This is a genomic window from Desertimonas flava (assembly GCF_003426815.1).
GTDB classification, from domain to species: domain Bacteria; phylum Actinomycetota; class Acidimicrobiia; order Acidimicrobiales; family Ilumatobacteraceae; genus Desertimonas; species Desertimonas flava.
The window spans coordinates 93,128-111,184 of sequence record NZ_QKYK01000019.1; the positions used below are offsets into that span (position 1 = coordinate 93,128).

General features: G+C 70.2%; 20 protein-coding genes and 1 tRNA gene. 12 read left to right on the forward strand and 9 right to left on the reverse strand.

The features are described from left to right. Window positions 1-2: 2 nt before the first annotated feature. Window positions 3-2,120: a catalase gene (locus DN771_RS19490; protein WP_116999226.1), complete on the forward strand. Its 2,118-nt coding sequence runs from the start codon at window positions 3-5 to the stop codon at window positions 2,118-2,120. A 60-nt stretch (window positions 2,121-2,180) separates the two neighbouring features. Here DN771_RS19490 and DN771_RS19495 read toward each other — a convergent pair whose 3' ends face one another. From DN771_RS19495 to DN771_RS19510, 5 genes are all read right to left on the reverse strand, one after another. Next, window positions 2,181-2,369: a CsbD family protein gene (locus tag DN771_RS19495; RefSeq protein WP_116999227.1), complete on the reverse strand. Its 189-nt coding sequence runs from the start codon at window positions 2,367-2,369 to the stop codon at window positions 2,181-2,183. A 72-nt stretch (window positions 2,370-2,441) separates the two neighbouring features. Then, window positions 2,442-2,603 carry a GPGG-motif small membrane protein gene (locus DN771_RS29675; protein WP_162942157.1) on the reverse strand — a complete coding sequence of 54 codons (162 nt, stop codon included), beginning with the start codon at window positions 2,601-2,603 and terminating at the stop codon, window positions 2,442-2,444. A gap of 44 nt (window positions 2,604-2,647) precedes the next feature. Continuing rightward, window positions 2,648-3,271 (reverse strand): Dps family protein, encoded by a 624-nt coding sequence (locus DN771_RS19500; RefSeq protein WP_116999228.1) that lies wholly within the window; start codon window positions 3,269-3,271, stop codon window positions 2,648-2,650. A 10-nt stretch (window positions 3,272-3,281) separates the two neighbouring features. Next, on the reverse strand, window positions 3,282-4,094 hold the full coding sequence (locus DN771_RS19505; RefSeq protein WP_116999229.1) for a glycosyltransferase family 2 protein: 813 nt from the start codon (window positions 4,092-4,094) through the stop codon (window positions 3,282-3,284). Window positions 4,095-4,161: 67 nt separating this feature from the next. Then, entirely contained in the window at window positions 4,162-5,022 is an 861-nt protein-coding gene (locus DN771_RS19510) for a DNA-formamidopyrimidine glycosylase family protein (RefSeq protein WP_162942158.1), read from the reverse strand. Window positions 5,023-5,090: 68 nt separating this feature from the next. Between DN771_RS19510 and DN771_RS19515 the strand changes: the two genes are divergently transcribed. From DN771_RS19515 to DN771_RS19525, 3 genes are read left to right on the forward strand one after another with little or no spacing between them, the layout of a single operon-like run. Beyond that, the gene (locus DN771_RS19515) at window positions 5,091-5,459 is read left to right on the forward strand and encodes an ArsR/SmtB family transcription factor (protein ID WP_116999231.1); all 369 of its coding nucleotides are present in this window, start codon (window positions 5,091-5,093) and stop codon (window positions 5,457-5,459) included. Then, window positions 5,456-5,929 carry an SRPBCC domain-containing protein gene (locus tag DN771_RS19520; RefSeq protein WP_116999232.1) on the forward strand — a complete coding sequence of 158 codons (474 nt, stop codon included), beginning with the start codon at window positions 5,456-5,458 and terminating at the stop codon, window positions 5,927-5,929. Before DN771_RS19515 ends, DN771_RS19520 begins: the two co-directional genes overlap by 4 nt. Beyond that, the gene (locus DN771_RS19525; protein WP_116999233.1) at window positions 5,926-6,570 is read left to right on the forward strand and encodes a dihydrofolate reductase family protein; all 645 of its coding nucleotides are present in this window, start codon (window positions 5,926-5,928) and stop codon (window positions 6,568-6,570) included. The genes DN771_RS19520 and DN771_RS19525 overlap by 4 nt, the downstream gene beginning before the upstream one ends. Window positions 6,571-6,595: 25 nt before the next feature. On the opposite strand, the gene DN771_RS19530 is transcribed toward DN771_RS19525, so the two are convergent. Further along, window positions 6,596-7,051, reverse strand: coding sequence for an SRPBCC family protein (locus DN771_RS19530; RefSeq protein ID WP_116999234.1), 456 nt, complete (start codon window positions 7,049-7,051; stop codon window positions 6,596-6,598). A 215-nt stretch (window positions 7,052-7,266) separates the two neighbouring features. Here DN771_RS19530 and DN771_RS19535 point away from each other — a divergent pair, with 215 nt between their 5' ends. Next, complete coding sequence (locus DN771_RS19535; protein ID WP_476700304.1) at window positions 7,267-7,842, forward strand: YczE/YyaS/YitT family protein; 576 nt, start codon at window positions 7,267-7,269, stop codon at window positions 7,840-7,842. Between the two features lie 432 nt (window positions 7,843-8,274). Here DN771_RS19535 and DN771_RS19540 read toward each other — a convergent pair. Beyond that, window positions 8,275-8,349: transfer RNA gene (locus tag DN771_RS19540), tRNA-Arg, on the reverse strand. A gap of 84 nt (window positions 8,350-8,433) precedes the next feature. Here DN771_RS19540 and argS point away from each other — a divergent pair. Beyond that, window positions 8,434-10,167, forward strand: a complete 1,734-nt coding sequence (gene argS / locus DN771_RS19545) for an arginine--tRNA ligase (protein WP_116999235.1) — start codon at window positions 8,434-8,436, stop codon at window positions 10,165-10,167. Between the two features lie 105 nt (window positions 10,168-10,272). Here the strand turns inward: argS and DN771_RS29680 are convergent, their stop codons facing one another. Then, window positions 10,273-10,419, reverse strand: coding sequence for a hypothetical protein (locus DN771_RS29680; protein WP_162942159.1), 147 nt, complete (start codon window positions 10,417-10,419; stop codon window positions 10,273-10,275). Window positions 10,420-10,841: 422 nt separating this feature from the next. On the opposite strand from DN771_RS29680, the gene lysA reads away from it, so the two are divergent. The 5 genes from lysA (at window position 10,842) to thrC (ending at window position 16,390) form a co-directional block, all read left to right on the forward strand. Continuing rightward, the gene (gene lysA, locus DN771_RS19550; RefSeq protein WP_116999236.1) at window positions 10,842-12,125 is read left to right on the forward strand and encodes a diaminopimelate decarboxylase; all 1,284 of its coding nucleotides are present in this window, start codon (window positions 10,842-10,844) and stop codon (window positions 12,123-12,125) included. Between the two features lie 58 nt (window positions 12,126-12,183). Then, window positions 12,184-12,672, forward strand: a complete 489-nt coding sequence (locus DN771_RS19555; protein WP_116999237.1) for a type II toxin-antitoxin system PemK/MazF family toxin — start codon at window positions 12,184-12,186, stop codon at window positions 12,670-12,672. Between the two features lie 76 nt (window positions 12,673-12,748). Next, a complete protein-coding gene (locus DN771_RS19560) occupies window positions 12,749-13,612 on the forward strand; it encodes an AAC(3) family N-acetyltransferase (RefSeq protein WP_116999238.1) in 864 nt (287 codons plus the stop codon). Between the two features lie 70 nt (window positions 13,613-13,682). Continuing rightward, entirely contained in the window at window positions 13,683-14,993 is a 1,311-nt protein-coding gene (locus DN771_RS19565; RefSeq protein ID WP_116999239.1) for a homoserine dehydrogenase, read from the forward strand. An 11-nt stretch (window positions 14,994-15,004) separates the two neighbouring features. Continuing rightward, on the forward strand, window positions 15,005-16,390 hold the full coding sequence (gene thrC / locus DN771_RS19570; RefSeq protein ID WP_116999240.1) for a threonine synthase: 1,386 nt from the start codon (window positions 15,005-15,007) through the stop codon (window positions 16,388-16,390). 12 nt (window positions 16,391-16,402) lie between these two features. Here thrC and DN771_RS19575 read toward each other — a convergent pair whose 3' ends face one another. Beyond that, window positions 16,403-17,272 carry a hypothetical protein gene (locus DN771_RS19575; RefSeq protein WP_116999241.1) on the reverse strand — a complete coding sequence of 290 codons (870 nt, stop codon included), beginning with the start codon at window positions 17,270-17,272 and terminating at the stop codon, window positions 16,403-16,405. A 432-nt stretch (window positions 17,273-17,704) separates the two neighbouring features. Between DN771_RS19575 and DN771_RS19580 the strand changes: the two genes are divergently transcribed. After that, the coding region (locus DN771_RS19580; protein ID WP_193615388.1) for a Rho termination factor N-terminal domain-containing protein at window positions 17,705-18,057 on the forward strand (353 nt) is incomplete at its 3' end.

The following is an 18,057-nucleotide window of genomic DNA, read 5'->3' on the forward strand; positions in this document are numbered from 1 at the left end:
ACATGGCGACCAAGCCTCGAGCCGTCTCCAAGCGTGCTGCGAAGTCACGTCAGAAGACCCCACCGGACACCAAGATCGGCAACGGCGGGGAGACCCACCAGCTCGCCACCGACACCGTGCTCACCACACAGCAAGGCACACCGGTCGCCGACGACCAGAACACCCTCCGGCTGGGGGAGCGGGGTCCGGCGCTGCTGGAGGACTTCCACTTCCGCGAGAAGATCTTCCACTTCGACCACGAGCGCATCCCCGAGCGGGTGGTGCACGCCCGTGGCTACGGCGCCCACGGCTACTTCGAGACGTACCGGCCGCTGACCGAACTGACGCGGGCCGACGTCTTCGCCCGTGGCGGCGAGCGGACTCCAGCGTTCGTTCGCTTCTCCACCGTCGCCGGTAGCAAGGGTTCGTTCGACCTCGCCAGGGATGTGCGCGGCTTCGCCGTGAAGCTCTACACGCAGGAGGGCAACTGGGACCTCGTCGGCAACAACATCCCGGTGTTCTTCATCCAGGACCCGATCAAGTTCCCCGACATGGTCCATGCCGTCAAGCCGGAGCCAGATCGCGCGTTCCCGCAGGCGCAGTCGGCCCACGACAACTTCTGGGACTTCGTGTCGCTGATGCCCGAGTCCACGCACATGCTGATGTGGGTGATGTCGGACCGGGCGATCCCCCGCTCGTTCCGGTTCATGGAGGGCTTCGGCGTCCACACGTTCCGCTTCGTCAACGCCAAGGGCAAGTCGCGATTCGTCAAGTTCCACTGGAAGCCCGAGGCCGGGATGCAGTCGGTGTTGTGGGACGAGGCGGTGAAGATCAACGGGGCCGACCCCGACTTCCACCGTCGCGACCTGTGGGATGCGATCGGCCAGGGCGACTTCCCGTCGTGGGAGCTCGGCATCCAGGTGTTCGACGACGACTTCGCCGACCGCTTCGACTTCGACATCCTCGATCCGACCAAGATCATCCCCGAGGAGATCGTGCCGGTCGAGCGCGTGGGCCGGCTCGTCCTCGACCGGGTCGTCGACAACTTCTTCGCCGAGACCGAGCAGGTCGCGTTCTGCACCCAGAACATCGTGCCGGGCATCGACTTCACGAACGACCCGCTCCTCCAGGGGCGGAACTTCTCCTACCTCGACACGCAGCTGAAGCGGCTCGGCAGCCCCAACTTCACCCACATCCCCATCAACGCGCCGAAGTGCCCGTTCGCGTCGTTCCAGCAGGACGGCCACATGGCGATGCGCAACCCGGTGGGCCGGGTGAACTACGAGCCCAACTCGTGGGAAGGGGCCGACCGGGGTCCGCGCGAGGACCCGGTGCGCGGCTTCACGAGCTATGCCGCCGAGGAGGGCGGGGCGAAACGCCGCCTCCGCCCGTCGTCGTTCGCCGACCACTACAGCCAGGCGCGGCAGTTCTACCGGAGCCAGCAGCCGCTGGAGCAACAGCACATCATCGAGGCGTTCACGTTCGAGTTGTCGAAGGTGGAGACCCCGGCCATCCGTGAGCGCATGGTGGCCAACCTGCGCAACGTGGACGAGGACCTGGCCCGCGGCGTCGCCGATGGGCTCGGGCTCCCGCAGCTTCCTGCTCCGTCGGCGCCGGCCGTCGAGCCGCGTGACGACCTGGCGGCCTCGCCGGCCCTCAGCATCCTCGCCAACGCTCCCGACAGCTTCGCCGGTCGCAAGATCGGCCTGCTCGTCGCCGATGGCGCATCGGCCGCAGCCGTCGCTGCCGTGCAGCGAGCCGCCAAGGCCGAAGGTGCCGTCGTCGAGGTGATCGCCGCCACGATCACCGGCGCCACCCTGGATGACGGTCAGCTGCTCCCCGCCGACCAGAAACTGGGCGGTGGACCGTCGGTGCTCTACGACGCCGTCGTGGTCCTCGCCACCGAGCCGGGGGCCGAGCTGCTCGCCACGCAGCCGCCGGCGAAGGAGTTCGTCACCCACGCCCACGTGCACGGCAAGTTCGTCGGATACACGCCGGGCGCAGCACCGCTGTTCGACGCCGCCGGCGTCGTTCCCGACGACGGCTACGTAGACGTGCAGCGCCGCGGCGGCGCCAAGCAGTTCGGCGCGGTGTGCCGGTCGCTCCGCCACTGGCCCCGGCTCGTTCCGCCCACCGGCTGACCCCGTACGCGACGAGGCCCGGCAGTCGCCTGCCGGGCCTCGTTCGCGTCGTGGGCGGGACTATCGGTCCTTGAACTTGTCCTTCACCGCGTCGACGGCATCGTCGAGCTTCTCCTTGGCCGAGTCGAGGGCGTCTTTCACCTTGCCGCCCTTCTCGTCGATCTCACCTTCGCGCTTGAGATCGTCGTCGTCGGTGAGATCACCGGCCGCCTGCTTGATGCGGCCTTTGGCCTGATCCATGTTGCTCATGTCGTGTGCCTTTCTTGTGTGGGACAGGTCGTGTGATGAGCGCGTGTCGTTGGAGCCCGGCACGCGCTCCGGTCAGTGTTCGGCGCTGCGCCGGAAGATGCTGTAGCCCCCGGGGCCGACGAGACATCCGGCGACGATCAGGACGACGCCGAGAATGATCTGGCCCTGGAAGAGCTGGACGATCCCGACCACCACCAAGATGGCGGCGAGGATCCAGAGCAACGTGCTGGACATTTCAACCTCTGCTTTCCGATACGGCGGGATTGCCGTTCGACCGATCAGCGACGCCGTCCGCGCGCCGCGCGAGCGGCGCCCGTCTCGGAGGTGGCGTCACTGGTGACCAGCGAGCCGCTCGAGTTCTCGAGGTGGGCTCGCACGAACCAGTGGTACTGCTCGAGGGTGGCCGTCTGGCTGATGACCAGATCCTGGGTGACCGGGTCGAGCTCCTCGAGCGCTTCGATGGCGTCGCGGTGGGAATCGATGACGCCCGTGTAGACGAGATCGAGCGCCCCGAGATGGGCCTGGACGGTGTCCCGGCCGAGCGAGTAGTCGTCCCATGACCGGGTGGCGACGAGATGGCCGGGCAAGCCGTTGGGCTCGCCACCGAGCGTGGCGATGCGCTCCGCCGTCGCGTCGACCATCAGCGCCACGCCCTCGTACTGCGGGTCCAGCATCTGGTGCACGGCGATGAAGCCTGGCCCGGTCACGTTCCAGTGGATGTGCTTCAGAGTCAGCGTGAGGTCGGTCAACGAGACCAGCCGATCGGCGAGGATGTCGACGACCGACTTGCTGGCCTCGACGTCGAGGCCGGGCGTCGTGAACGCCACGACGTTGCTCTCCTTCGCCGCTGCCTTCTTCGCAGGGGACCTCTTCGAGGCCGACTTGGCCGGTGCTGCTGGCATGTGTTCTCCTTCAATCGCAGACGACGGATGCGTACCCGTCGCGGGCGATATCCATGTCGGCGCGAGCCGGTCCGGCGAGGCGCCGGAGGTTGGCGGAGAACCCGCCGCGCACGCGACCGTGCGCTCGGCTGCTCGTAGTGACGGTGACGTCGGTGGGCTGGACCCGCATCGCTCCGACCTCCCCCAGGCGCCGCCAGAGGCGGTGGTCCTCGCCGATCACGGTGCGCCGGCTCCACCCACCCCCTGCGAGATACGCATCCGCCCGGACGCCCAGGTTGGCTCCGTGGACGTGACGGTGGGCCGCGCCGTCGGCGGCATACACCCCACCGAATGCGGCGAACACGCCGGGATCCGTCGATGCCGGGTCCAGGGTCACGATCCCGGCCACGGCGTCGTGGCCTCGGTGGGCGTGGCGGAGCTGCCGCTCCAGCCAGTCGGCCGGCACGACGCAGTCGGCGTCGGTGTGGGCGAGCCACACGCCGCCGGGTTCGATGGTGTCCATGATGCCGAGCGCCGTCGCCACGCCTGCCCTGCGGGCTCCACCAGCACTGCGCCACGTCCCTTCGACGACCTGGAGTGAGGCGGCTAGGGGGGCCCGGCGGGCGCGAGCGGCGGTGGCGTCGCGGCAGGAGTCGGCGGCCACGACGACCGTCACCGGCTGGTGGATGCGCCGGGCCGCCCGGTCGACCGATTCCAGGCACCGTTCGATCAGGTCCTCCTCGTTGCGGGCCGGGACGGCGACCACGACGTGGGTGACGAGGCGGGTCATCGCCGGTGCGCTGCCCCGCGAGCCATCGGACAGCCCCGGGGGCAGCGAACTCATGCCGGCCTACGTACCCGCCGCGGCGCGGTCCAAGCGCGACCTGACGGGATGTGCCCGGCACATCCCGTCAGGGGCGGCGGCGGAGGTTGCGGCGGGCGGGGTGGAGGGCGAGGAGGCGGTCGATGCGGGCGCGGTCGACGGTGCGTTCGTCGGTCATCGGCTGGCAGTGCGGGCACCACACACTCACCCGGCGCCACGGGCTGTCGGCCTCGGACCACCCGTCGAGACGTGTCCCGCACAGCGGGCACGGCCGGCCGCGCTTGCCGTAGACCCAGTGGTCGGGTGTCGACATCCGGCGGCCTGTCGTGTTCCGGGGCCCTCGCTGCATCGTGTAGCGGATGATCGCCACACCGACGTCGACCAGGTCGACGAGACCGGTGATGGTGCCAACGGGTTGATTCGGCGACACGCCGGCGATGAACGGCACCTCGACGGCGAAGACGTTGCCGAACCCGGCCACGTTGCGCTGGTCGAGCAGGGCCGCCGCCACGGGCACGGCGCCGTCGTGGGTCAGACGGAGCGCGACGAGGTCGAGGTCGGGTGGATCGGCGGCGCACACGTCGGGCCCGAGGTGGCCGACGACACGTGACTCGTCGGAGGTGGACAGCAGTTCCAGCACCGGCACGTCGACGGCGGTGAGCATGCCGTTGGCGAACGACAACTCGAGCCGGCGCCGGAACGGGGAGGCGTCGGCTCGACGGCCGACCACCATCGCCCCGTCCATCCGGAGGTGGGCACGCAGCGTCCGCCCGTCGTCGAAGCGGATCAGGAGATGCTTGCCGACGGCGTCAGCGCCGATGAGCGTCGCACCGGTGAGATCCACACCCACGAGTCGTGGATGACGAGTGACGCAGCGGGTCACGACCTGCCCGGCGAGGCGCTCGTTGATCCGGCCGGCCAATCGCCGGATCGAGTCTCCTTCGGCCACGCCCACAGTCTGGCGTGGGAAATGGTTAGCCCTTGCGCTAAGTAAGGGACGATCCTATACTTAGCCGAGTGGCAAAGTATTCAGGGGCGCTCGAGGCCGCCCGACTCGACGACGTGTTCGGCGCCCTCGCCGACCCGACACGGCGCAGCGTGATCGGCCAACTCGGACGGGGTCCGGCCAGCGTCGGCGATCTCGCCCGGTCCTCCCCGATGACCCTGCCGTCGTTCATGAAGCACATCCGGTACCTCGAAGCGGTCGGCCTGATCCACACGACCAAGGAGGGCCGGGTACGTCGATGCGCGCTCGACCGCGAACGGCTCGCCGTCGTCGACGGATGGCTCGCCGAACAACGGGCCATCTGGGAGGGCCGGACCGACCGCCTCGAGCAGTTCGTCACGTCCACCGACGCCAACGACCCCCGACAGGAGCACGTATGAATCCCGATCTCGATCTCACGCTCGATCGCGTCATCCGGGCCAGCCCGGACGCGATCTGGCAGGCGTGGACGGAACCCGCTCGGCTCGCCGCCTGGTGGCTCCCGGCGCCGACACGCTGTCGCGTGGAGCGCCTCGAACCGGTGGCGGGCGGGGCGTTCGTCACGTCGATGAGCGAGGACGGCACGGCGTTCGTCCCCCACCTCGATGCCTGCTTCCTCGTCGTCGACGCCGGCAAGCGGCTCGTGTTCACCAACGCCGTCGACAGCTCATGGCGCCCGGCAGCGCCCGATCCGGTGTCGATGACCGCCGAGATCGCCCTCCATCGGCATGCGGACGGCACCGACTATCGCGTGCTCGTCCGCCACGGTGACCGCGCGGCGCGAGATCGTCACGCCGAGCTCGGGTTCCTCGACGGCTGGGGCACGGTCACCGATCAACTGGCGCGTCTCGTGGAAGGGGGCGCGCGATGAAGCTCACGTTGACGCAGTTCGTCACGCTCGACGGCGTCTATCAGGGACCCGGGTCGCCGGACGAGGACCGTACGGGTGGGTTCACCCGCGGTGGGTGGATGGTCCCGCACATGGACGAGACGTTCACCGCCCGGGCCGCCGATTGGCTGTCGCGGGCCGACGCCCTCTTGTTCGGTAGGCGGACCTACGAGGCCTTCGCCGAGGCGTGGCCGCAGATCACCGACCCCGACGATCCGTTCACCGAGCGGATGAACGGGCTCCCGAAGTACGTCGCGTCGACCGCGCTCGTCGAGGCGTCGTGGCAGCCGACCACCATCCTGCGCGGCGACATCGTCGCCGAGGTCGCCGAGCTCAAGTCCCGCCCCGGCGGCGAGCTCCAGCTGCACGGCTCGGCGACGCTCTCGCAGAGCCTGCTGGCCGCCGGGTTGATCGACGAGATCCGTCTCGTCGTCACCCCGACCGTCCTCGGCGAGGGGCGCCGCCTGTTCGCCGCATCGGGACCCGCGGTCGGCATGCGCGTCACCGAGGCCAGCACGACGCCCGGTGGGCTGACGATCCTCACCTTCGAGACCGTCACCGCCCCCGAGTACGGCACCTACGAGGGGGTCAACGCGATGTCCGGCGCGGATCGCGCCGACTGACCCGGCCGCGCCTGGCGCGACGTGGCTACTCGAGTGCCGCAGCGAGGCGTTCGAGCGTGCCGCTGATCGTCTGGCGGTTCCGCTCGGTGCGGTCGTCGATGCCGGAGATCTGCTTGCTGAGCTCGAGCGCCGACTCGGGTCGCAGGTCCTCGTTCCACTCGGTGACTCGTGATCCCGTCGCCGTCGGCTCGATGCGGTACCCCCACGTGGAGTAGTGGACATCGAACATCGAGCACTCGAACGTGAATGCCCGGCCGGGATCCGCCTCGACGACCTTGCCCTGGGTGGTCCACCGGTGCTCACCGTTGCGGTTGTGGCCGTCGAACGTCGCACCGACCGCCGGGCCGGTGACGCCGTCGTGCCAGTCGCAGGCGTAGCACTCCTGCGACCATTCGCCCATTCGTGTCACGTCCGAGATCGCCGCGTAGACCGCCTCGGGCGACGCGGCGATCTCACGGGAGACCTCGATGCGTTCGGCCATGCCGGGTGAGTCCAGCACAGCGCGACCGCTCCCGACGACCCGGGCCAGATGGCGGGGCGGGGGTACCGACATCAGAGTGGGTGAGCGGCTATCCGAGCGTGCGCGGGTGACGGGTAGGTTGCCCGCCCGTGAACCGCTTCTGGCCGGAGGACCGTGCCGTCCATCGCCTCGTGCGCTGCGTCGTCGGCCTCGCGATCTTCGGACTCGGGGTGGCGATGCTGATCGACGCCGATCTCGGTGCGGCACCCTGGGACGTCTTCCACACCGGCGTCAGCGATCTCACCGGCATGCCGGTCGGCACCGTCATCATCCTCGTCGGCGTCGCTCTCCTCGGCTTGTGGATCCCGTTGCGGGAACGGGTGGGCCTCGGCACGATCCTCAACGCCGTGCTGATCGGAGCCACCGTCGACGTCGCGCGTCCGGCGATCCCCGACGACCTGCCGCTCCTCGTCCGCGTCGGGCTGATGGTCGGCGGCGTGGTCGTGATCGCCATCGGGTCCGGCCTCTACATCGGCGCCGGCCTCGGGCCCGGCCCGCGCGACGGCCTGATGACCGGCCTCGGCCGCCGTGGCATCTCCATCCGTGCGGCGCGGACTGGTCTCGAGCTGAGCGTGCTGCTGATCGGCGTGCTGCTCGGCGGAGCGATCGGCGTGGGCACGGCCGTGTTCGCCCTCGGGATCGGTCCGCTCGTCCACGTGACCGTGCCGCGGCTGAGCATCGAAGGTCCTCGAAGCGCGGATCTCGCGGCGGCCGCCGCTCCGTCCGCGCGTCCGGCTCAGCCGTCCCAGTAGAGCTGCCACGGGTCGGGGAGCAGCTCGCGCAACGGGGCCGACCGGCCGTCGGAGCAGCACCGTGGTGTCGACATTGCCGGTGTCGATCTGAAACGTAGTTGTGCGTACGGGGTGGGCCTCGGGGAGCGCGCTGGGTCGGCACTTCGGCTGGGGCCGTCGCGCCTCGCCGGAGGTCGGTCCGCCTCGCCGGTGACGGCTGCTGCTCCGACGGTGAGGTGATCGACGTCAGTGGCCGGGTGGACGCTGGACCACGTCGAGAGTCTGGGGCTCGATCGTGCCATTCGGTGATCGGGGGCGGGATCGTGACGAAAACCGACACGATCCAGCCCTCGAAACATCCCCACGAGCCGCGCCGACGTCGAGACCCCGGAAACGACGACGGTCCGAGTCGTGATGACTCGGACCGTTGGCGATGTCTCGCGACATCACGTGTGGTGCCCTCGGCAGGATTCGAACCTGCGCACACGGCTCCGGAGGCCGATGCTCTATCCCCTGAGCTACGAGGGCTGGGTGTAGCGGAAGCAGGTTACCGGCGAGCGCGGGCAACGCACTGCGTGAACGGGCGGCGGTCCGGCCAGAATTGAGCGCACCATGGCCGACCTGATCACCCTGCTGTCCGAACGTCTCGCCGCCGCCTTCGACACCGTCGCCGGTACCGCCGGCAACGACCCGGTGGTGCGACCCTCGGATCGCGCTGACGCCCAGGCCAACGGGGCGCTGCCGCTGGCCAAGCAGCTCGGCCGCAACCCGCGCGAGGTCGCCGAGGCCGTCGTCGCCGCCGCCGAGCTCGACGGCGTCGCCACGGCCGAGATCGCCGGACCGGGGTTCATCAACCTCACGATTGACGACGACTTCCTCGGCGCCACGGTGGCGTCGGTCGCCGCCGACGAGCGCCTCGGCATCGCCCGCCAGGCCTCGCGCCGGATCGTCGTCGACTACTCGGCCCCCAACGTGGCCAAGGAGATGCACATCGGTCACCTCCGCACGACAGTGATCGGCGACGCCGTCGTCCGCATGCTCACGTTCCTCGGCCACGACGTGATCCGTGAGAACCACATCGGCGACTGGGGCCGGCCGTTCGGCCTGCTCATCCAGTACCTGCTCGACGAGGCTGCGGCCGGCACGATCGACCTCGAGCACCTGCCCCTCCATGCCCTCGACGACGCCTACAAGGCGGCCAACACCCGGTTCGCCGAGGACCCCGAGTTCGCCGAGCGGGGCCGGGCCCGGGTCGTCCTGCTGCAACAGCGCGATCCGGAGACGATCGCCCTGTGGACCCGGCTCGTCGAGGCCAGCGAGGACTACTGGACGGAGCTCTACGGCAAGTTGGGCATCCTGCTCACCAACGACGACGTGGTGGGGGAGAGCTTCTACGAGGACCTCATGCCCAAGGTCGTCCAGCAACTCCACGACGCCGGCCTGCTGCAGGAGTCCGACGGCGCCCAGGTGGTGTTCCCGCCGGGATTCACCAACCGCGACGGCGACCCGTTGCCCCTCATCGTGCGCAGCAGCGCCGGCGCCTTCACCTACGCCACGAGCGACCTGGCGTGCGTCGCCGATCGCACCGGGCGCCTCGGCGCCGACACGCTCGTGTACGTGGTCGGCGCTCCCCAGTCCCAGCACCTGGCGATGGTGTTCGCTGTGAGTGAGATGGCGGGCTGGCTCACCCCGCCGGCCGAGGCGGTCCACGTCCCGTTCGGCAACGTGCTCGGGCCCGACCGCAAGATGCTGAAGAGCCGCAGCGGCGATCCCGTTCGCTTCATCGACGTCGTCGACGAGGCGATCACCCGCGGTGTCGCCGCCGTCGCCGAGAAGAATCCCGAGCTGGTCGGCGACGCGCGCGAGTCCATCGGGCACGCCGTCGGCATCGGGGCGCTGAAGTACTTCGACCTGTCGACCGACCGCATCAAGGACTACGTCTTCGACTGGGACCGGATGCTCTCGTTCGACGGCAACACGGCGCCCTACCTGCAGTACGCCCACACGCGGATCTGCTCGTTGTTCCGCCGCGCCGAGGTCGACCGGGCCACGGTTCGTTCGCTCGCGCCGCAGGTGCGGGAGCCGGCCGAGCGGGCCCTCGCCGTCCGTCTCCTCGGCTACGAGGCCGCCGTACTCGAGACGGTCGAGCGGTACAGCCCACACCGGCTCTGCACCTACCTGTACGAGCTCTCGTCGGACTTCACCGCGTTCTACGAGCACTGCCCGGTACTGCGCGCCGAGTCCGACGAGATCCGGCTGAGCCGGCTGGCGCTGAGCGACCTGACCGCACGGGTGCTCGCCCACGGCCTCGGTCTGCTCGGTATCGAGGCTCCCGAACAGATGTAGCCCGGACGCGGCGAGGGCACCGTCGGCCGTGGCCGACGGTGCCCTCTCTGGTCCCGTCGCGGCTCGAGAGAGCCGCGGCTAGGTAGCGGGATCCTCGAGCGGCGCTTACTTGCGCCGCCATCGATGTCGTTGCTGGATGCGCGGCGGCGGTACGGACCGCCGGACGCGGGCTTCGCCCGCAGCGCGACGCAGCGCCTCGTGGTGCTGCTTCGCCAGCATGATGACGACGTCTGGATGGGTGGACTGGTACATGGGATGCTCCTGATGCGTGGGTGGTCGAGAGAGAGGGGCGTACCGCGCCGAAGGTCGGCGGGGCTGCCGTGGATGGAACGGGTTCGCGTGCCGGCGACCGAGCGCGCCGCGTCCCGTCGGGAGGGCGTGCAGGCGCAGCCGGACTCGCAGCGCGAGATGTCCGGCCGTGGTCAGCGCAGAGTCAGTGCGTCAAGCAAGCGCGAGAGCGCCGCACACGTGGCCGCCTCCGGGGGCGCCGGCGATGGCGAGCGTCGACTCGGCGAACGTCGTCTTGATCATCGTGGGGCCTCCTTTCGGTCGGGGCAGTTGCTCGTTGCTCACGTGGTGAGGACGAGTCTGCGGTGCGGACGGAGACCAGCATGACCGATCGGCGAGAACGAACCAAGCGAGTTTCGCGCGGCCGCCGTAGATTCGGATTTCGCATGAACAACGCCGGTGCCATCCCGTTCGGTCTCCTGCCCGATTCGGCGACCGTGTCGAGCGACGGCTCGCTCGAGATCGGTGGGTGTTCGCTGCTCGACATCGCCGCCGAGTTCGGTACCCCCGCGTTCGTCTACGACACCGACCACATCCGCACCCGCTGTCGGGAGGCCATCGAGGCGTTCGGTCCCGGCCGGGTCGTGTACGCCACCAAGGCCTTCCTGTGCCGGGCCGTCGCCCGGCTCGTGTACGAGGAGGGCCTGCTGCTCGACGTCGCCAGTGGGGGCGAGCTCCACGTGGTTCGTTCGGCCGGCGTGCCGGCCTCGGCGTGCACGATGCACGGCAACAACAAGAGCGTCGCCGAGCTGCGGCTGGCGATCAGCGAGCGGGTGCGGCACATCGTGGTGGACAGCTTCGACGAGCTCGACCGACTCGATGCCCTGCACGCCGAGGGGCTCCCCGCGCCCGACGTGTTGCTGCGCATCACGCCCGGCGTCCACGCCCACACGCACGAGTACATCGCCACCGGTCAGGACGACTCGAAGTTCGGCTTCAACCTGGGCAACGGCGACGCCGAGCTCGCCGCCAAGCGGGCCGCGTCGTCGACATCGGTGAACCTCGTCGGGCTCCACTGCCACATCGGCTCCAACGTCTTCGCCGCCGACAGCTACGCCAAGGCCGCCGAGCTGATCGCCGGGTTCGCCGCCCCCTACGAGCTGCCCGAGCTCGTCGTCGGCGGAGGGCTCGGCGTCGCCTACGTCACCGGTGAGCAGGCCCCCACGATCGCCGACTGGGCGGCGGCGGTGGCCGCCGGCTGCCGGGCCGCCGGGGTGACCTCGAACGTGTCGGTCGAACCGGGACGAGCCATCGTGGCCTCGGCGGCCGTCACGATCTACGAGGTCGGCACGATCAAGCCGATCCCCGGCGTGCGCACCTACGTGGCCGTCGACGGCGGGATGAGCGACAATCCGCGGCCGGTGCTCTACGGCAGCGGCTACGAGGCCTTCCTGCCGCGAGCACCCGAGGCCGAGCGGCCCTACGCCGCTCGCGTCGTCGGCAAGCACTGCGAGTCGGGTGACATCCTGCTCTTCGACGCCAGGCTCCCGGCCGACGTCGCCGTCGGCGACCTCCTGGCCGTTCCCGTGACCGGCGCGTACGGGCACTCGATGGGGTCGAACTACAACAAGGTGCCGCGCCCGCCGGTGGTCTTCGCCGCCGGCGGCGAGGCCCGCGCCGTGGTCCGTCGCGAGACGATCGACGACCTGCTGGCCACCGATCTGGGCTGACGGGCCGCGGTCGCCCGAACCGCGGCGTCGGCGGCGCCGTCTGCCTACCCTGGTCGCTATGGCAGGTCTCATCGCCAAGCTCAGTCGGGCGGTCCGGCGCGCCACCGCCACCGTCAGCAACCGCGAGCGGAACACCGGACGGGTCGAGCGCCGCGAGCGCCCGACGGCCCGGCCGGTGGAGTCCGGCATTCGCATCGCGTACTCCCCACAACTGGACGGCGACCCCGACCCCGGCGAGGTCGTGTGGACCTGGGTGCCGTTCGAGGACGACCCGACGTTGGGCAAGGACCGCCCCGTCGTCATCATCGGCCGGCGGGGCGACGACCTCTCGGGCGTCGCCCTCACCTCCAAGGGCAAAGCCCGCGACGACTACGTCGAGGTCGGCACCGGCGACTGGGACGGTCGACACCGTCCCAGCTACGCCAAGGTCGACCGGCTGCTCGACGTCGACCCCGGCGAGGTCCGGCGCGAGGGCGCGATCCTCAACCGGCGCCAGTTCGACGACGTGATCGAAGCGGTGCGCCGGCTGCATGACGTCGCCCGCTGAGCCTCGTCGCGCCCGTCGTCGACCCTCCCGAGGGGTCCGCCACGTCGGGCGGGCGTTTCAGTAGGTTCTCGGTCGGATGTCAAGCACTGCCGCCAGCCTTCGAACTGACGCAACTGCGGGCGCCCCGCCCCGCCTCGCCGCCGTGCCGGCAGCCCGCCCGGCCGTTCCCGTCACCCAGGCCGACATCGCCGGCGACCTGCGGGATCTCGGGCTGGGTCGGGGTGACGTCGTGCTCGTGCACTCCTCGCTGCGCTCGCTCGGCTTCGTCGTTGGCGGCGCCCAGGCGGTCGTCGCCGCGCTCTTCGACGTGATCGGTCCCCGTGGCACGCTGGTCGTGCCGACCCACTCTGGTGCGTGGTCCGAGCCGAGCCACTGGTCGGGCGATCTGCCCGAGGAGTGGTTGGCGACGATCCGCGCCAACACGCCGGCGTTCCATCCGCGGCTCACGCCCACGCAGGGGATGGGCGCCATCGTCGAATGCGTGCGTCGCTGGCCGGGGTTCATGCGGAGCTGGCACCCGCGTGTCTCGTTCGGTGCGGTCGGTCCGCAGGCCGAGACGATCCTGTCCGACCACGCCTGGCCGTCGGGGTTCGGCGAACGATCGCCCGTCGGCCGGCTCTACGAGCTCGGCGCCCGCATCCTCCTGCTCGGCGTGTCGCACGCCAACTCCTCGGCGCTGCACCTCGCCGAGCAACGGGCCCACTGGCCGGGGAAGCGTTGGATCGACCAGGGCGCCTCCGTCACCGTCGACGGCGAGCGACGCTGGGTCCAGTGGCGCGAACTCGACCACGATCCGTCGGACTTCGACGCCATCGGCGAGGCGATCGCCGAGGCCCGGGTGGAGACCGTCGGCTGGGTCGGACGCGCCCAGGCGCGCCTGATGCCGGTGCGCGACGCCGTCGACGTCGCCGTCGACTGGATCTCCTCGCACCGCGCGTAGCCCCCGGCCCGGCACCGTTCGCGAACGGGCACGGTGAGAAATCCGCCCGGCCATTAACCTCGGTCTCGCTATGACCGCTGCGGCCGCTCCCCACGACCAGCCCACTCGCGTCCGGATCGGAGTGCTCGGCTGCGGCAACGTGGGCGCGGCGTTCGTCCGCCTGGTCGGCGAGCAGGCCAAGGAGATCGAGACGCGCACGGGTGTCCACCTCGAAGTGACGCGCATCGCCGTGCGCAACCTCTCCCGCGACCGCGGGCTGGACATCGACCCGTCGCTGTTCACGAACGACGCCGGCGACATCGTCGCCGATCCCGACATCGACCTCGTCGTCGAGGTCATCGGGGGCATCGAGCCGGCACGCGAATTGATCAGCGACGCCCTGACGGCGGGCAAACCCGTCGTGACCGGCAACAAGGAGCTGTTGGCCAACGTCGGCGTCGAACTGTTCGAGACAGCCGACCGCGCCGGCGTCGACCTCCTCTTCGAGGCGGCCGTCGCCGGGGGCATCCCCATCGTGCGAGCGTTGCGTGAGAGCCTCCGCGGCGAGCCGATCCGCAGGGTGATGGGCATCGTCAACGGCACCACCAACTACATCCTGACGAAGATGACCGATCACGGCGCCACGTACCAGTCGGCGCTCACCGAGGCGCAACAGCTCGGTTACGCCGAGCGTGACCCGACGGCCGACGTCGAGGGCTTCGACGCCGGGGCCAAGGCGGCGATCATGGCCTCGATCGCCTCCGGATCGAAGGTGGTGGCCGGCCACGTGTACCACGAGGGGATCTCCCACGTGTCGGTGGCCGACATCGAGGTGGCCCGCCGGCTCGGCTACGTCGTCAAGCTGCTGGCCATCATCGACCTCGACGCGGCGAACGGTTCGGTGGCCGTGCGCGTCCATCCGGCGATGGTGCCCGACCACCATCCGCTCGCCAGCGTCCGCGACAGCTACAACGCGGTCTTCGTGGAGGGCGACGCCGTGGGGTCGTTGATGTTCTACGGCCGCGGGGCTGGCGGCAACCCGACGGCCAGCGCCGTGCTGGGTGACGTGATCGACGCCGCCGTCAACCTCGCCAAGGGCACCCACGGAACGCTCGGCTCGTTCGGCCGCGCGCAGATCCGGCCCATCGACGAGACCACGTCGGAGTACCTGCTCGGGCTCGAGGTGGTCGACGAGCCGGGCGTGCTCCATGCCGTCACCGGCGTCCTGGCGGCCAACGGGGTGAGCATCCGCGCGGCTGAACAGGAAGGGCTGGGCCCCGAAGCCCGGCTGGTGTTCATCACCCACGCGGCCAAGGAGTCGGCCATCCAGACCACGGTGCAGGGCCTCCGCGATCTCCCGTCGGTCCGCAGCGTCTCAGGGCTACTCCGGGTCGTGGGCTGAGCGCGTCGACCATGCGCTACGTGTCCACTCGCGGCACGGCACCCGAGCTCGCCTTCTCGGACGTGCTCCTCGCCGGTCTCGCCACCGATGGCGGCCTGTACGTCCCGTGCCGCTGGCCGGAGCTGCCGTCCGCCGACGAGCTCGACTCCTGCAGCACGTACGCCGAGGTCGCCGCGGCGGTGATCCAGCCGTTCATCGGCGACGACATCGCCGCCGACGAGATCGCCGCGATGTGCGCCGACGCCTACGGCACGTTCCGCCACGACGCGGTCGTGCCGCTGGTGCAGGTCGGCCACCGCCAGTGGATCGCCGAGCTGTTCCACGGCCCGACGCTGGCGTTCAAGGACGTCGCGCTGCAACTGGTCGGCCGTCTCTTCGACCACGTCCTCGCCGCCCGCGACGAGCGGGTGACCATCGTCGGCGCGACGAGCGGCGACACCGGGTCGGCGGCGATCGAGGCGGTGCGGCACTGCGATCGCGTCGACATCGTCATCCTCTACCCGCGCGGGGGCCCGAGCGAGGTGCAGCGACGTCAGATGACCACCGTCGACTCGCCGAACGTGCGCGCCGTGGCCGTGGAGGGGACCTTCGACGACTGCCAGGACCTGGTCAAGGCGATGTTCAACGACTCCCCGTTCCGGGAGCGCATGCGCCTGTCTGCCGTCAACTCCATCAACTGGGCCAGGGTGATGGCCCAGACCGTCTATTACGTCACCGCCGCCCGCGCCCTGCGGCAGCCGATCACGGCGTGCGTCCCCACCGGGAACTTCGGCAACATCTTCGCCGGTTGGGTGGCCCAGGCGATGGGGGCGCCGATCGCCGACTTCATCGTCGCCTCGAACACCAACGACATCCTCACCCGGTTCGTCAACGACCGCGACATGTCGATGCGCCCGGTCGTGCCCACCAGCAGCCCGTCGATGGACATCCTCGTGTCGTCGAACTTCGAGCGGCTGCTGTTCGAGATGAACGGCCGTCAGGGCGCTCGGACCGCCGAACAGCTGATCCGCTTCCGCGAGGTGGGTCGCCTCGACGTGCCGGCCGACCTCCATGAGCGGTGGATCGACGGCCGCTTCCGCGCCGCACGTTTCGACGACGACGAGGTCGCCGCCGAGATGCGCCGGATGTACCAGGGGTGCGGGCTGCTGATCGACCCCCACACGGCGACGGGAACCGCCGCGGCCCGCCGCCTCGCCGGCGATCTTCCGGTCGTCACGATGGCGACGGCCCATCCGGCGAAGTTCCCCGATGCCGTCGCTGCGGCGACCGGCGTGACGCCGGCGCTCCCGGACCACCTGGCCGACCTGTTCGACCGGCCGGAGCGCAGCGACGTGGTCCCCGCCGACCTCTCGGTCGTCGAGGACTACGTCGCGACACGGTTCCCGCCCGAGCGTTGACCGGCTCGGTGCTCAGCCCGTCGTGGCCGGGGCGTCCATCGACGCTGTCCCCGGCACCTCGATCGTGTCGCCGGTGACCGTGAACTCCTGCACCATGCCGTGGACGAAGTGCGGCGCCGGCTCGTCACCCATCGGAGCCGACCCGGCAGGGGCGCTGGCGTCGGACGGGGGTTCCGACGGCCCCGACTCGGCCGCCAGCATCTGCTCCAGCACCTCGGGCGTGGTTCCTTCGGGGATGAAGCAGACGGCGATGTAGTCACCGGGTGCGAGGTCGGCGACGGTGTGTCCCGTCTCGCCGGGAGCGGCGAACGCCACAGCGAGGACCTGCACTTGGGTGAACGCCTCCTCCTCGGGCATCGCGAGCAGCTCCTCGGCCGACGCCGTCACTCCGTCGTTCTTGCGGACGAGGATGATCTCGTGCATCTCCTCGCCGTTGTTGGTCAGCGACACGACGGTCGGGCCGGACGCCAACTCCTCGGGCAGGCCGCCGAACGCGTACTCCGTGGCGAGTACCTCGACGGCGGCGAACCCACAGTTGGCTTTCACGTAGTCGATCATCTCGCCGTACGCGGCGTTGAACTCCGGCGTGGGCGGGCCGTCCATCGGCGCGTTGTCGATCGCCGCGGCGACCGCGTCGGCGAGGTCCGCGGGAGCCGCCTCGGTGACGGCCGCGACGGCAGGCTCGATCATCGCCGGGTCGCCGGACGACATCGCCGTCTCCAGCGCGAGATGCGCCGTGCAGTAGGCCATGGCATCGCTGCTCGGTGGCGCCGGCTCGGTGCCGGCGGCCGCCAGGCCGGCCGGAAGGGTGACCGAGGCGACCGCCATCGCCACGCCGATGTAGCGGCGCGAGGACGCGCCACGAGAGAGAAGGTGTTGCATGATTGCTCCTGTTCGATCCACCGCGCTGAAAGCGAACGGAAATCTAGGTCCGCTGGCGGCCGGCCGCCACCGATTTATTCCACCGATCGGTGGCAATAGCCCAATCGTCGTGGGTTTGCGAGCGGTCGGCGCCGTGGTTATCGTGGAGTCCGTACCTGGACTCAGGTACGAGCTCGTTCCACGACCGTTGATTCGTCGGGCGTTCGCGTCCGTCGATTGAGCGCTTGTGCTGCACGAGATGACTTCTCCTCGACGGTGTGCCGGTGGCGTCGCTCCCTGCGTACGAACCCGAGTTCCCTGCCCCTCGCCCCCCGTCCGGAGTCTCAACCGGGAAGAACCGCCAGCAGTGCACAAGCTGGCAACACACGCCCAGCGACTGTCGCTGGGAACACCACGCCGGCCCTGGCCGTCGGTAGAGCAAAGAGGTACCCCGTGGCCGCTGAGGCACTCGAACAATCAGTCCTCGAATCGAAGGATAAGGACCAGCTGCTGGCGATCGCTAAGGCGCTCGGTCTCAAAGCCACCACCCGTACGAAGAAGTCCGACATCATCGGCGCGATCCTCGACACCACCGGGGGATCCACGGCGAGCGCGCCCACCGACGGCGCTGCCCCGGCCACCGCACCCGAGCCCGACGTGGTCGCCGAGACCCTGCCGTTCACCGCCGACGAGACGCCGGCGTCGGGTGGCAACGGCACCAGCGACGCCGCCCCCGCGGACGCTCCCGATGAGGCCGCCGCCGAGCCGGCGCCCGCCGCTGCGGCCGCAACGGCGACCGCCGCGCC

What these genes read in the sequence shown, in the direction of transcription:
- DN771_RS19560 (WP_116999238.1), top strand. Translation starts at nt 12,749, where the DNA reads ATGTCAAGCACTGCCGCCAGCCTTCGAACTGACGCAACTGCGGGCGCC.
- DN771_RS29680 (WP_162942159.1), bottom strand. Translation starts at nt 10,419, where the DNA reads ATGTACCAGTCCACCCATCCAGACGTCGTCATCATGCTGGCGAAGCAG.
- DN771_RS19530 (WP_116999234.1), bottom strand. Translation starts at nt 7,051, where the DNA reads ATGGCCGAACGCATCGAGGTCTCCCGTGAGATCGCCGCGTCGCCCGAG.
- DN771_RS19535 (WP_476700304.1), top strand. Translation starts at nt 7,267, where the DNA reads ATGCTGATCGACGCCGATCTCGGTGCGGCACCCTGGGACGTCTTCCAC.
- DN771_RS29675 (WP_162942157.1), bottom strand. Translation starts at nt 2,603, where the DNA reads ATGTCCAGCACGTTGCTCTGGATCCTCGCCGCCATCTTGGTGGTGGTC.
- DN771_RS19575 (WP_116999241.1), bottom strand. Translation starts at nt 17,272, where the DNA reads ATGCAACACCTTCTCTCTCGTGGCGCGTCCTCGCGCCGCTACATCGGC.
- DN771_RS19555 (WP_116999237.1), top strand. Translation starts at nt 12,184, where the DNA reads ATGGCAGGTCTCATCGCCAAGCTCAGTCGGGCGGTCCGGCGCGCCACC.
- argS (WP_116999235.1), top strand. Translation starts at nt 8,434, where the DNA reads ATGGCCGACCTGATCACCCTGCTGTCCGAACGTCTCGCCGCCGCCTTC.
- DN771_RS19520 (WP_116999232.1), top strand. Translation starts at nt 5,456, where the DNA reads ATGAATCCCGATCTCGATCTCACGCTCGATCGCGTCATCCGGGCCAGC.
- DN771_RS19490 (WP_116999226.1), top strand. Translation starts at nt 3, where the DNA reads ATGGCGACCAAGCCTCGAGCCGTCTCCAAGCGTGCTGCGAAGTCACGT.
- DN771_RS19565 (WP_116999239.1), top strand. Translation starts at nt 13,683, where the DNA reads ATGACCGCTGCGGCCGCTCCCCACGACCAGCCCACTCGCGTCCGGATC.
- DN771_RS19500 (WP_116999228.1), bottom strand. Translation starts at nt 3,271, where the DNA reads ATGCCAGCAGCACCGGCCAAGTCGGCCTCGAAGAGGTCCCCTGCGAAG.
- DN771_RS19505 (WP_116999229.1), bottom strand. Translation starts at nt 4,094, where the DNA reads ATGAGTTCGCTGCCCCCGGGGCTGTCCGATGGCTCGCGGGGCAGCGCA.
- thrC (WP_116999240.1), top strand. Translation starts at nt 15,005, where the DNA reads ATGCGCTACGTGTCCACTCGCGGCACGGCACCCGAGCTCGCCTTCTCG.
- lysA (WP_116999236.1), top strand. Translation starts at nt 10,842, where the DNA reads ATGAACAACGCCGGTGCCATCCCGTTCGGTCTCCTGCCCGATTCGGCG.
- DN771_RS19525 (WP_116999233.1), top strand. Translation starts at nt 5,926, where the DNA reads ATGAAGCTCACGTTGACGCAGTTCGTCACGCTCGACGGCGTCTATCAG.
- DN771_RS19495 (WP_116999227.1), bottom strand. Translation starts at nt 2,369, where the DNA reads ATGAGCAACATGGATCAGGCCAAAGGCCGCATCAAGCAGGCGGCCGGT.